The organism is Nocardia brasiliensis (assembly GCF_011801125.1).
Classification (GTDB): domain Bacteria; phylum Actinomycetota; class Actinomycetes; order Mycobacteriales; family Mycobacteriaceae; genus Nocardia; species Nocardia brasiliensis_C.
In genome coordinates, this window is the sequence record NZ_CP046171.1 from 5885804 (window position 1) to 5898337 (window position 12534).

Genomic DNA, 12534 nt, shown 5'->3' on the forward strand with positions numbered 1-12534 from the left:
CACTGGGGCTTTCGCGTCTTTCGGGGTCTTTCGATGCGCGGTCCTACAGCATGCAGGACACGCAGCCTTCGACCTCGGTTCCCTCCAGCGCCATTTGGCGCAGGCGGATGTAGTACAGGGTCTTGATGCCCTTGCGCCAGGCGTAGATCTGGGCGCGGTTGAGATCGCGGGTGGTGACGGTGTCCTTGAAGAACAGGGTCAGCGACAGGCCCTGGTCCACGTGCTGGGTGGCCGCGGCGTAGGTGTCGATGATCTTCTCGTAGCCGATCTCGTAGGCGTCGTCGTAGTACTCGAGGTTGTCGTTGTCCAGGTAGGGCGCCGGGTAGTAGACGCGGCCGATCTTGCCTTCCTTGCGGATCTCGATCTTCGACGCCACCGGGTGGATGGAACTGGTGGAGTGGTTGATGTAGGAGATCGACCCGGTCGGCGGCACCGCCTGCAGGTTCTGGTTGTAGATGCCGTGCTCCATGACCGAGGCCTTCAGCGCCCGCCAGTCGTCCTGGGTCGGGATGTGCACGCCCGCGTCGGCGAACAGCCGCGCGACCCGTTCGGTCTTGGGCTCCCACACCTGCTCGGTGTACTTGTCGAAGTACTCACCGCTGGCGTACTTCGACTCGGGGAAGCCGCCGAAGTAGGTGCCACGCTCCCGCGCGATCAGGTTCGACGCCCGGATCGCGTGGTAGACCACGGTGTAGAAGTAGATGTTGGTGAAGTCGATGCCCTCCTCGGAGCCGTAGTGCACCCGCTCGCGAGCCAGATATCCGTGCAGGTTCATCTGGCCGAGACCGATCGCGTGGGACTCGTTGTTGCCCTGCTCGATCGAGGGCACCGAGTAGATGTGCGTCTGATCGGACACGGCGGTGAGCGCCCGGATGGCGGTCTCGATGGTCTGCGCGAAATCGGGTGAGTCCATCGTCTTCGCGATGTTCAGCGACCCGAGGTTGCACGAGATGTCCTTGCCCACCTTGGCGTAGGACAGATCGTCGTTGAACACCGACGGCGTAGAGACCTGCAGGATCTCCGAGCACAGGTTCGAGTGGGTGATCTTGCCCGCGATCGGGTTGGCCCGGTTCACCGTGTCCTCGAACATGATGTACGGGTAGCCGGATTCGAACTGCAGCTCGGCGATGGTCTGGAAGAACTCGCGCGCCTTGATCTTCGACTTGCGGATCCGCTTGTCGTCGACCATCTCGTAGTACTTCTCGGTGACGTCGATATCGGCGAACGGCTTGCCGTAGATGCGCTCCACGTCGTACGGCGAGAACAGGTACATGTCCTCGTTCTTCTTCGCCAGTTCGAAGGTGATGTCGGGGATGACCACACCCAGCGAGAGGGTTTTGATGCGGATCTTCTCGTCCGCGTTCTCCCGCTTGGTGTCGAGGAACCGGTAGATGTCGGGGTGGTGCGCGTGCAGGTACACCGCGCCCGCGCCCTGCCGCGCGCCGAGCTGGTTGGCGTAGGAGAACGAGTCCTCCAGCAGCTTCATGATCGGGATGACGCCCGAGCTCTGGTTCTCGATCTTCTTGATCGGCGCGCCGTGCTCACGAATGTTGGTGAGCAGCAGGGCGACACCGCCGCCGCGCTTGGACAGCTGCAGCGCGGAGTTGATCGAACGCCCGATGGACTCCATGTTGTCCTCGATGCGCAGCAGGAAGCACGACACCGGCTCGCCGCGCTGCTTCTTGCCCGAGTTGAGGAAGGTCGGGGTGGCCGGCTGGAAGCGACCGTCGATGATCTCGTCGACCAGCTTGCTCGCGAGCACCTCGTCGCCCGCGGCGAGGGTGAGCGCGACCATGCAGACCCGGTCCTCGAACCGCTCCAGGTAGCGCTTGCCGTCGAAGGTCTTCAGCGTGTACGAGGTGTAGTACTTGAACGCGCCGAGGAAGGTGGGAAACCGGAACTTCTTCGCGTAGGCCTGCTGGAACAGCTTCTTGATGAACCCGCGGCTGTACTGCTCGAGCACCTCGGGCTCGTAGTAGTTCTCGGCGAGCAGGTAGTCCAGCTTCTCGTCCAGGTTGTGGAAGAAGACGGTGTTCTGATTGACGTGCTGCAGGAAGTACTGGTGCGCCGCCTCCCGGTCCTTGTCGAACTGGATCTCACCGTTCGGGCCGTACAGGTTCAGCATCGCATTGAGGGCGTGGTAGTCGAGTACCTCGCCTGTCTCGGCATTGCGGACCGGCGCCTGCTCTAGGCGAGCTGCTTTTCCGGTCGGTGCTGTCGTCGTTGTTGCCAAAACAATCCCAATCCCTCTCGGACGCGCTCGACGTCCTCGGCGGTTCCCATGAGTTCGAAGCGGTACAGGTAAGGCACCCCGCACTTACGCGAGATCACCTCACCCGCATAGCAAAAGGTGTCGCCGAAGTTCGTGTTCCCCGCCGCGACCACGCCACGCAGCAGCGCGCGGTTGTGCGGATCGTTGAGGAACTTGGCGACCTGGCGCGGCACGAAATCCTTGTCGGATCGGTGGCCGCTGATGCTGTTCGGCCGTTGCGCGTCGAGCACGTGCCGACCGCCCCCGTAGGTGGGGACGATCAGCACGTAGGGCTCCTCGACGCGCAGCGAGTCGGCGGTATGCAAAGGAATGCGAGTCGCCGGGATACCCAGCTTCTCGACGAAACGATGCGTGTTCTCCGAGGCGCTGGAGAAGTAGACCAGTGCGCCGGGCTCGGTGCTCGAGCGATCGTCGTTGTCGGACACGCTCACCTCACCTCTGTCGGAGGAACGGCGGCCTCAGGCCGCGACGGTCGCGAGCGACTTGATGCGGTCGGGCCGGAAGCCGGACCAGTGATCCTCACCGGCCACCACGACCGGGGCCTGCAGGTAACCGAGCGCCATGACGTAGTCACGGGCCTCGTCGTTCTCCGAGATGTCGATGACCTCGTACTCCACCCCGGCCTTGTCGAGGGCCTTGTAGGTGGCATTGCACTGGACGCAAGCGGGCTTGGTGTACACGGTGACGGTCATTGAGGTCCCTCTCTCCTTGTGCCTGATCCACAGCCTGTGATCCGTATGCCGGCCATTTCGGCCGACCTGCAATGCACGATCCGCGTTGCTGCGCAAACTCCTGGATCTGGCCTCGAACCCCCTGCTCAGCCCCTTCGGGCCGAGGAACGCAAGGCGGGATGTCATGCCGTGTTCCAGTAACGGAGACACTACACCTAGTGGCCGACAGATTCATCCAACACGACATGTTGCGAGTCACAAGGATGAAATTCGAAGGCGGTAAGTACCTGGACACTCGATTCGCAACCCGACACGTCCGTGGCGCAGATCACAATTTCGTACCGTAGCTGATCTTCAGCAAACTCCAGGGACAAGCGAAGAGGGCCACCTCTACCGGGAGAGATGACCCTCTTCGAGACCGGACGGGAAGCTTACACGGTGGCGAGTTCACCACGGGACGCCTCCACCAACTCGTGCACCGAGGCGCCGAGCTGAGTCAGCGCTTCCGCATCCTCGCGCGGGTGTGTCGCGGCGAACCGCTCGCCGATCGTCGCGAAGCTCAGATGCGCCGCCTCCACCACCTCGGCACCGGCGACGCCGAGCGACTTGACCGCGTCGCCGTGCGCCCACTGCGCGGCGCGCGGGCTGATCGACGCGCTGATCACGGCCGTCGGCTTACCCTTGATCGCGCCGACACCGTACGGGCGCGAGGTCCAGTCGATGGCGTTCTTCAGTACACCGGGCAGCGTGCCGTTGTACTCGGGCGTGACGATCAACAGCCCGTCGGCCGCGGCGACCGCGTCGCGCAAGGCCTGCGCCCGCGCGGGCACGGCACCCTCGACATCGAGGTCCTCGTTGTAGAACGGAATATCGGCAAGACCTTCGTACAGGGTGATCTCCACACCCTCGGGAGCGGTGAGGACGGCGGTCTCCGCCAGCCGCCGATTGATCGAGGCGGCACGCAGGCTACCGACGAGAGCGAGGATGCGGGTCTGTCCCATGACAACTCCTGGTGTACTGAGTGTGGTGTCCGAACTTTCACCTGAGACTAACCGGACTATGGTCCGATTACTTCCCGCGGAGACTGCGTGAGCGCTGTGAGCTACCCCACTTCGGACCGGCCGACGCCGGGACAACGACCGCTGCTCGGCATCGGCGCTCCGCTTCCCGGCACCGCCGAGCCCACCGAGCGCGCCGACGCCGCGCGCAATCGGCAGCTGCTGCTCGACGCCGCGCAGCAGCTGGTGCGCGAGCAGGACGTCGACAGCCTCACCATGGACGCGCTGGCCAAGCGCGCGGGCGTCGGCAAGGGGACCGTCTTCCGCCGGTTCGGCAGCCGGGCCGGACTGCTGCTGGCTCTGCTCGACCATTCGGAGCGAAAGTTCCAGCACGCGTTCATGTTCGGCCCGCCCCCGCTCGGTCCCGGCGCGCCACCGGTCGAGCGGCTCGTCGCGTTCGGCCGGGCCCGGCTGCTCGACATCGAGGTGGAAGGCGAGTTGTATCGCGCGGCCGAGGTCGGCGAGGCCGGTGACCGGTTCTCCGGCGCGCCCTATGGACTGCTCAAGGCGCACGTGGCGATGCTGTTGCGGGAGGCGAACGAACCGGGCGAGATCCCGTTGCTCGCCGACAGTCTGGTCGCCGCGTTGAATTCCCCGCTGGTCATGCATCAGATGCACGTCCAGGGGTACAGCACCGAACAGCTCGGGGACAACTGGGAGACGTTGATTCGCCGCGTTGTCTCGAGCTGAACAGTCAGTAGAGTGGGCTGCCATGCGGAACCTGCGCGAACAGATCATTGCGGAATTGGGCGTCCAGCCGAGCATCGAACCGAAGACCGAGGTGCGGCGCCGGGTCGATTTCCTGAAGGATTATCTGAACGCCACTCCCGCAAAGGGTTTCGTGCTCGGTATCAGCGGCGGCCAGGACAGCACGCTGGCCGGGCGGCTGTGCCAGCTGGCTGTCGAGGAACTGCGGGCCGAGGGTGGCGACGCCACCTTCCTCGCGGTGCGGCTGCCCTACGGCGTGCAGGCCGACGAGGCCGACGCACGCACGGCACTGCGCTTCATCCAGCCGGACAAGTCCGTGTCGGTGAACGTGCGCCCGAGCGCGAACGCGGCCGCCGGTGAGGTGGCCTCCGCGCTGAAGATCGACAAGCTGCGCGACTTCGTGCGCGGCAACATCAAGGCGCGCGAGCGGATGGTGATCCAATACGCCCTCGCCGGGCAGGAGAATCTGCTCGTGATCGGCACCGATCACGCGGCAGAGGCGGTCACCGGCTTCTTCACCAAGTACGGCGACGGCGGCGTCGACCTGACCCCGCTCACCGGCCTCACCAAGCGCCAGGGCGCGGCGCTGCTGCAGGAGCTGGGCGCCCCGGCCAGCGTCTGGTCCAAGGTGCCGACCGCGGACCTGGAGGACGACCGCCCCGCCCTGCCCGACGAGGAGGCGCTCGGCCTCACCTACCGCGAGATCGACGACTATCTCGAAGGCAAGGACGTCACCGCCGAGGTCGCCGAGCGGATCGAATCCCTGTTCCGCAACACCCGCCACAAGCGCGCCGTCCCGGTAACCCCCCTCGACGACTGGTGGCGCGCATAGGGCCGCCGGCCACGGGATTCCGCATTGGCGGACCAGTTCGGTGCGCTCGGCGGCATCGACGCCGACCCGCCCCGACTCCCCCCATGGCGTGCTGGGCGAAAACGGTGCTCACGAGCCCGGCGAGATCGCCATCCTTCCTCGACTGGTACCCCTCTATTCAGACGACGAAGAACTCGGTCCGTTCGCTACCTTGCTCAGCCGCCTGCGAACGGTGGCAGCACATCGACTCGCGGGGTCAGGGCGGTGGCGGGGTCGCGGGTGAGCTCGTCACCGACCAGGTAGGCGCACACCGACAGCATCTTGTCCAGATCGGGCCCGTACGACGCGGACAGGGTCGAGCGCAGGTCGCCGACCGTGGCGCCGACCGGAAAGTCCAGGTGCTCGCGGTCCTTGCCGACCGCGTCCGCGATCGCGGCGAAGTAGCGGATCTCAACCACCGATGGCTCCCATCGTGCGTTCGGGCGGGACGAACCCCTCGGCGTCGATGCCGTGGCCCGCCCACTTGTTCCACATCGCACCGCGCCACAGCGTGGCAAGCTCGTGGTCGTCGGCACCCGAGCGCAGCACCCGGCGCAGATCGTATTCCTGATCGCTGAACAGGCAGGACCGCAGCATGCCGTCGGCGGTGAGCCGGGTGCGGTCGCAGGTGTCGCAGAACTTGCGGGTGACCGAGGCGATGATGCCGACGGTGGCGGGCCCACCGTTCACCAGCCAGGTCTCGGCGGGCGCGGACGGGTCCGCGCGCCCGGCGGCGGTGAGCGCGAAGCGCGTGCCGAGCACCTCGAGCAGCTCGGCGGCGGTCACCATGTTGGCGCGGGCCCACTCGTGGTCGGCGTCGAGCGGCATCTCCTCGATGAAGCGCAGCTCGCACTGTTCGTCGAGGCACCATTGCAGCAGATCAGCAGCGCCGGAGAGGGTTTCGCGCATCAGCACGGCATTGATCTTCACCGGCGCGAGCCCGGCGTCGCGCGCGGCGCGGATGCCTGCCAGTGCGGACCCGAGCCGATCACGGCGGGTCAGCGTGGCGAAACCGGCGCGGTCGACGGTGTCCAGCGAGACGTTGACGCGGTGCAGCCCGGCGGCGGCGAGCCCGCGCGCGCGGTGCTCCAGCCCGACCCCGTTGGTGGTCATCGCCAGCGGCACGTGCGGCACCTGTTCGTGACAGCCCGCGATGATCTGCTCCAGATCCCGCCGCATCAGCGGCTCACCGCCGGTGAATCGGACCTCCTGCACGCCGAGTTCGCGCACCGCCAGCCGCACCAGGCGGACGATCTCCGCGACGGTCAGCAGTTCGTCCTGCGGGATCGCGGGCAGCCCTTCCTCCGGCATGCAGTAGGTACAGCGCAGCGAACACTTCTCGGTGATGGACACACGCAGATCGCGCGCCACCCGTCCGAAACGGTCCAGCAGCACGGGCGTGTCGGGGCGTCCGTCGAGCGAGGGACGCCCGGAACGCACGGCAGGTATCCCCATCTCGACCAGAGTCACCTGTCCATTATGACCTCCTGGCATCGATGGTCAGCAGCCGAAGGTACGGAAACTCCCGCTGAGCACCGGACATTTTTCTGAGCTTCGTACAAGCGGGACGGGCGCCTGGCGCCGCGGGGCACCGATTACGCTGGCTCGCATGAATCCAAGGCCCGCCAGCGTCTCGGCCCGGCCGGTCGACGAGTACCGCGACAGCATCGAGCAGCTGTTGCGGCCGTTGGCCGCGCGGGCAGTCGAGGATCTCGCGGTGCCGCACGCGTTGGGCAGACAGCTGGCCGACGATGTCCGCGCGCCCGTCGACCTGCCGGTGTTCCGCAACTCGGCGATGGACGGCTACGCGGTGCGCGCCGAGTCGGTCGCGGTCGCGCCGGTGACGCTGCCGCTGGCCGGCGTGGTCGCCGCGGGCAACGCGGGCCGGACCCCGCTGCCGCAGGGCGCGGCGATGAAGGTGATGACCGGCGCGCCGATCCCGCCGGGGGCGGACTGCGTGGTGCCGGTCGAGGACGTGCGGGCGGGCGATGGCACGGTGACCGTCGAACGTGGCCGCGGCGCAGGCGAATTCGTCCGCGAACCGGGCACCGACGTGCGGGCCGGAGATCTGCTGGTCGGTGCGGGCACCACGCTCGCGCCGCGGCACATCGCCGCGCTCGCCGCGGTCGGGCTGCCCACCGTCTCGGTGCTGCGCCCGGTGCTCGCCGCGGTGATCACCACCGGTGACGAACTGGTCCCGGCGGGCACCGAGCTGCGGCCGGGACAGATCTACAACTCCAATGGGATCGCGCTCGCCGCCGCGCTCACCGCGAACGGCGTCACCGTCGTCTCGGTCGAGCACAGCACCGACGATCCGGCGCAGTTCCGCAAGCTGCTGGCCGTCGCGACCGGCTCGGCCGATGTCGTGTTCACCTCTGGCGGGGTGTCCAAGGGCGACTTCGAGGTGGTCAAGGACGTGCTGGCGCCGCTGGGCGGGCAGTTCGGCGCGGTGGCCGTGCAGCCAGGCGGACCGCAGGGACACACCGTGGTCGACGGGGTGCCGGTGCTCAGCTTCCCCGGCAATCCGGTCAGCACCATGGTGTCGTTCGAGGTGTTCGCCCGGCCGATCCTGCGTCGGCTCGCGGGGCTGCCCCCGGCGCAGAGCTACGAACTGCCACTGCGCAACGCGGTGGCCCGCTCACCGCAGGGCAGGCGGCAGTTCCTGCGCGGCAAGCTGATTCACCCGGAATCCGCCGATCCCGCTGCGCCGCAACAGCTTCCGGTGGCGGTGGAGGTGGTTTCCGGCCCCGGGTCGCATCTGATCGCGAGCATGGCCTGGGCCGAGGTCCTGATCGATGTCCCGGCCGAGGTCACCACGCTGCCCGAGGGCACCGTGGTACGAGTGTGGACGCTGTGATACCCGTTGTCGCACAGCAGAGTTACCCGAGGAGTGGCGATGAGTGAGTTGTCCCATGTGGACGGCGACGGCCGGGCCCGCATGGTCGATGTGAGCGCGAAGACCGACACCACCCGGGTCGCGGTCGCGGCGGGCGAGCTGCGCACCACCGCCGAGGTGATCGCGCTGGTGCGCGCCGACGACATGCCCAAGGCCGATGTGCTGTCCACCGCGCGGATCGCGGGCATCGCCGGAGCGAAGAGGACTTCGGAGCTGATCCCCCTGTGCCATCAGCTGGCGCTGTCCTCGGTCAAGGTGGAGTTCGGTTTCACCGACACCGCCATCACCATCGAGGCGACCGCGAAAACCAAGGGGCCCACCGGCGTCGAGATGGAGGCGCTCACCGCGGTGGCAGTGGCGGGGCTGACGCTGCACGACATGGTGAAGGCGGTCGATCCGGCGGCCACCTTGACCGAAGTCCGTCTGCTCACCAAAGACGGTGGCAAACGCGGACATTGGGAGCGATCGGCGGCCACTGCCGCTCCGACTCCCGCGCCCGTCGCCAACGGCATCGAGCCCGAGTCCCGCTCCGCGGTGGTCGTGGTCGCCTCCACCGGCGCGGCCGCGGGCACCAGGGTCGACACGACCGGTCCGGTGCTCACGCAATGGCTTGCCGGACTCGGCTTTTCGGTGCGCGGCCCGCTGGTCTACGCCGATGCCGAGATCGCCGTCGGCCTGGCGGACGCGCTGCGGCTACAGCCGTCGCTGGTGATCAGCACCGGCGGCACCGGCGCCTCCCCCACCGACGCGACCCCCGAGGCCACCCTCGCGCTGCTCGATCGCGAGCTGCCCGGCGTCGCGGAGGCCATCCGCCAGCGCGGCACCGCGAAGTTCCCGCTGGCGGCGCTGAGTCGCGGCGTGGCCGGGCTGTCCGGCCGATCGGTCATCGTGAACCTGCCGGGCTCCCCCGGCGGCGTCAAGGACGGCATCGCGGTGCTCGAACCGCTGCTCGATCATCTGCTCGCGCAAGTAGCCGGAGGCGGCAACCATGACGACAACTGAACCCACCGTCCGGCTCGCGCGGATCAGCGACCAGCCGCTCGACGCGGCCGAGGTCGAGGCCGCGGTGACCGGACCGCACTACGGCGCGGTCGTGGTGTTCACCGGGAAGGTGCGCGACCACGACGGCGGCCAGGCGGTCTCCGCGCTCGAATACTCGGCGCACCCGGAGGCCGAGCGCTTCCTGCGCAAGGTCTGCGCCGAACTGGCCGCGGCGTCGGACCTGCCCGTGGCCGCCGTGCATCGGGTCGGCGAGTTGGGCATCGGCGACGACGCGATCGTCGTCGCCGTCGCCGCGGCCCATCGGGCGCAGGCCTTCACCGCGTGCGCGGAACTGGTGGATCGGATCAAACACGAGGTGCCGATCTGGAAACGGCAACTGTTCGCCGACGGGTTGTCCGAATGGGTCAATGCCTGTGGGGCGTAACCAGCCCGTGACGTGAATCCTATGACGAATCAACACACCGGGGTTAGCGTTTTCGCGCGCGCGGCGCATCGGCGGCGAATTCGGCCCGCCGAGCCCGCGTAGCGCCGCCGTTCAGCACAGCACCGGGGTTGCGGGGAGCCCGGCGAGACACGGGAGGACGCGTTGAGCACCGACCAGGTTTTGCTGCACCGTTTCGTCATCTCTCAACTCAGCGCGGCCGGGCTCGATCGCGACCGGCTGATCCGCGAGACCGGCCTACCGGAATGGGCGATGGCGGGCGAGGACGTGCATCTGCCCAGTCACACCTTCTCCCGGCTCTGGGAACTCGGCGAGCACGGCCTCGGCGACCCGGATGTCGCGTTGCACGTGGCCCGGCGCTACCAACTGTCCTCGCTCGGCCTCTACGACTACCTGTTCTCCACCGCGCCGACACTCGGCGCGGGCCTGGCCACCTGTGGGCCCTACGTCACCGCGGTCACCACCAATCACCGCTTCGACCTGGTCGCGGAGAACGACGAGGAGGTCACCCTTTACCTCGACATGATCAGGGGCGAGGGCCGTGGCCGCGACCTCACCCAGCTGTGGGGCCTGACCGCGGTGCTCAGCCGGGCCCGCCGGGTGGTCCGCGGCCCCCTTGCGCCGCTGCGGGTCTCGCTGCGCCAGTCGGCGCCCGCACAGGTGCGCACGTTCGTCGAGGTGTTCGGCACGACAGCAATCGAGTTCGACGCCCCGGTGGACGCGATGGTCTTTCGCGCCTCCGACATGGACCTGCCGCTCACCACCAGCGACCCGGTGCTCGCGGAGATCCTGCGACCGCTGGCCGAGGCGCTGCCACCGCCGCCCCCGCTGGCCAGCGCCTGGCCCGAGCGCGTCGCGGCGGCGCTGGCCGACGCGCTCGAATCCGGTGACGTGTCCCTGGATCGGGTGGCGCGCAGGCTGGCCACCAGCCCACGGACCCTGCAGCGGCGCCTGATGGAGGCCGGCACGACCTGGCGGCAGGAATTGGACCGGGCGCGCACCGCCCGGCTCGAAGCCGTGACGGCGACGGGCCGGGTGAGCCGAGCGCGCCAAGCCGAACTGCTCGGCTACTCGGACGCGGGCTCGATGCGGCGCGCCGCGCGCCGGTGGTCGGTCACGACTTGAGGAAACGCGCCACGATCGCCCAGAACGTGGCGTCCTCTATCCCGCGGAAATCCCAGCTGTTGGCGACGGCATGCGACTCGGCCACAATGCCGGGCACGTCGAAGTCGTAGCGCGTGGCGGTGCCTTTGGCCTCCAGCGCTTCGATCACATAAGCGGTGGCGCTCTCCTGCGAATTCAACACGGAAAACTCCCATCGGTCGCCTAACGAAACTGCTCGATCGTCAATCGGTGCGCCGACCTCGACACGTCGCGCGGCATGCTCGCTCCCTTGCGCACGTGCCGACGCGGCGGGCACCAGGACAGTCTCGTGTCCGCCCGACGCCGCCGCCACAACCGAACGCGCCAGTTTCGGGCCGAACGCGCCAACTGTCGCCGAATCGGCACCGCGCGGCGCGCGAACCGTGCCTACTCGCGCCGTAGGGCCTGGATCAGTGCGGCGTATAGCGCCAGACGCCGAGCAACGACTGCGGATCGAGCCAGTCTTCGACGGTGTGCACGGTGTCGTCGAGCCGTTTGCGCACCAGCTCGGCATCCATGCCGGCGCCGATCAGCACCAACCGCGTCACACGCGCCTCGCCGCGCGCCCAGTTCTGCGGCTCGAACACCAGGTGCCGCCCGACCAGATGCATGACGAACTTGCGGCGCTCCTCGGCGACGGCGAACGTGGCGAAGCCCTTGGCCCGGAACAGTCCGGGCGGCGGGTCCTCCAGGAATTCGATCAACCGGCGCGGGTCCAGTTCCCGCTCGCTGGTGAACGACACGCTGACGTAGTCGTCGTGCAGGTGCCGGTGCTCGGCCCCGCCGTGCTCGTGTTCGTGTTCGTGCAGCAGCTCGTCGAAGCTCAATTGCTCGGCGACGCGCGGTGTTTCGCGCATCGGTTCGTCGAACAGCAGGCCTGCTTCCAGCCTGCCGTGCGTGGTCGCGTACACCGGGACCTGCCCGACCAGCGTCGCGATCTCCGCTCGCAGCGCGGTCAGTGCGGTCTCGGGCACCCGATCGGCCTTGTTCACGACCACCAGATCGGCCAGCCGCAGGTGCGTGGTCAGCTCAGGATGCCGCGCGCTGCTCGCCGGGAACTGCTCGGCGTCGACGACCTCGACCAGACCGCCGTAGCGGATGCGCGGATTGTCGCTGCCGACCACCATGCGGATGAGATTGCGCGGCTCGGCCAGACCGCTGGCCTCCACCACGATCACGTCGATCTTGGCGCGCGGCTGCGCCAGGCGGGTGAACATCTCGTCGAGTTCGCTGACGTCGACGGCGCAGCAGACACAGCCGTTGCCGAGCGAGACCATCGCGTCGACCTGCCCGGCGACCAGCATCGAGTCGATGTTGATCGCGCCGAAGTCGTTGACAACCACCCCGATCCGGGTGCCGCGGCTGTTGCGCAGCAGATGGTTGAGCAGCGTTGTCTTTCCGGAGCCGAGAAACCCCGCGACGATCACAACAGGTATCCGGTCAGCCACGCCGACCACCATACTGCGCGGCGCGAGCCCCGCCGAAGCGCCGA

Annotated in this window: 14 protein-coding genes; 6 read left to right on the plus strand and 8 right to left on the minus strand. The window is 67.9% G+C overall.

Annotation, left to right across the window (positions count from 1 at the left end; all coding sequences use genetic code 11):
• Positions 1-43 precede the first annotated feature (43 nt).
• The 4 genes from nrdE to F5X71_RS26690 form a co-directional block, all read right to left on the minus strand.
• Positions 44-2125, minus strand: a complete 2082-nt coding sequence (nrdE, locus tag F5X71_RS26675) for a class 1b ribonucleoside-diphosphate reductase subunit alpha (RefSeq protein ID WP_238816040.1) — start codon at positions 2123-2125, stop codon at positions 44-46.
• A 62-nt stretch (positions 2126-2187) separates the two neighbouring features.
• A complete protein-coding gene (gene nrdI, locus F5X71_RS26680) occupies positions 2188-2697 on the minus strand; it encodes a class Ib ribonucleoside-diphosphate reductase assembly flavoprotein NrdI (protein WP_194250736.1) in 510 nt (169 codons plus the stop codon).
• Positions 2698-2730: 33 nt separating this feature from the next.
• On the minus strand, positions 2731-2964 hold the full coding sequence (nrdH, locus tag F5X71_RS26685; RefSeq protein ID WP_167464484.1) for a glutaredoxin-like protein NrdH: 234 nt from the start codon (positions 2962-2964) through the stop codon (positions 2731-2733).
• Between the two features lie 410 nt (positions 2965-3374).
• Positions 3375-3944: an NAD(P)H-dependent oxidoreductase gene (locus F5X71_RS26690; protein WP_167464485.1), complete on the minus strand. Its 570-nt coding sequence runs from the start codon at positions 3942-3944 to the stop codon at positions 3375-3377.
• A 141-nt stretch (positions 3945-4085) separates the two neighbouring features.
• Here F5X71_RS26690 and F5X71_RS26695 point away from each other — a divergent pair, with 141 nt between their 5' ends.
• Positions 4086-4691: a TetR/AcrR family transcriptional regulator gene (locus F5X71_RS26695; protein ID WP_167466763.1), complete on the plus strand. Its 606-nt coding sequence runs from the start codon at positions 4086-4088 to the stop codon at positions 4689-4691.
• 22 nt (positions 4692-4713) lie between these two features.
• A complete protein-coding gene (gene nadE, locus F5X71_RS26700; RefSeq protein WP_167464486.1) occupies positions 4714-5541 on the plus strand; it encodes an ammonia-dependent NAD(+) synthetase in 828 nt (275 codons plus the stop codon).
• Positions 5542-5735: 194 nt separating this feature from the next.
• Here the strand turns inward: nadE and F5X71_RS26705 are convergent, their stop codons facing one another.
• Together F5X71_RS26705 and moaA are read right to left on the minus strand one after the other, a co-directional pair.
• A complete protein-coding gene (locus F5X71_RS26705) occupies positions 5736-5978 on the minus strand; it encodes a MoaD/ThiS family protein (RefSeq protein ID WP_167464487.1) in 243 nt (80 codons plus the stop codon).
• Positions 5971-7029 carry a GTP 3',8-cyclase MoaA gene (gene moaA / locus F5X71_RS26710; RefSeq protein ID WP_238815483.1) on the minus strand — a complete coding sequence of 353 codons (1059 nt, stop codon included), beginning with the start codon at positions 7027-7029 and terminating at the stop codon, positions 5971-5973. The genes F5X71_RS26705 and moaA overlap by 8 nt, the downstream gene beginning before the upstream one ends.
• Before the next feature lie 139 nt (positions 7030-7168).
• Here moaA and F5X71_RS26715 point away from each other — a divergent pair, with 139 nt between their 5' ends.
• The 4 genes from F5X71_RS26715 to F5X71_RS26730 all read left to right on the plus strand — a co-directional run bounded on the left by F5X71_RS26715 (position 7169) and on the right by F5X71_RS26730 (position 11024).
• Positions 7169-8416: a molybdopterin molybdotransferase MoeA gene (locus tag F5X71_RS26715; RefSeq protein ID WP_167464489.1), complete on the plus strand. Its 1248-nt coding sequence runs from the start codon at positions 7169-7171 to the stop codon at positions 8414-8416.
• A 39-nt stretch (positions 8417-8455) separates the two neighbouring features.
• The gene (moaCB, locus tag F5X71_RS26720) at positions 8456-9457 is read left to right on the plus strand and encodes a bifunctional molybdenum cofactor biosynthesis protein MoaC/MoaB (protein WP_167464490.1); all 1002 of its coding nucleotides are present in this window, start codon (positions 8456-8458) and stop codon (positions 9455-9457) included.
• Complete coding sequence (locus tag F5X71_RS26725; protein WP_167464491.1) at positions 9444-9881, plus strand: molybdenum cofactor biosynthesis protein MoaE; 438 nt, start codon at positions 9444-9446, stop codon at positions 9879-9881. Before moaCB ends, F5X71_RS26725 begins: the two co-directional genes overlap by 14 nt.
• Positions 9882-10043: 162 nt before the next feature.
• The gene (locus F5X71_RS26730) at positions 10044-11024 is read left to right on the plus strand and encodes an AraC family transcriptional regulator (protein WP_167464492.1); all 981 of its coding nucleotides are present in this window, start codon (positions 10044-10046) and stop codon (positions 11022-11024) included.
• Here the strand turns inward: F5X71_RS26730 and F5X71_RS37180 are convergent.
• Positions 11014-11319: a hypothetical protein gene (locus F5X71_RS37180; RefSeq protein ID WP_238815484.1), complete on the minus strand. Its 306-nt coding sequence runs from the start codon at positions 11317-11319 to the stop codon at positions 11014-11016. The two genes, F5X71_RS26730 and F5X71_RS37180, sit on opposite strands and share 11 nt — an antisense overlap.
• 133 nt (positions 11320-11452) lie before the next feature.
• Entirely contained in the window at positions 11453-12502 is a 1050-nt protein-coding gene (locus F5X71_RS26740; protein ID WP_167466765.1) for a CobW family GTP-binding protein, read from the minus strand.
• Positions 12503-12534 lie beyond the last annotated feature (32 nt).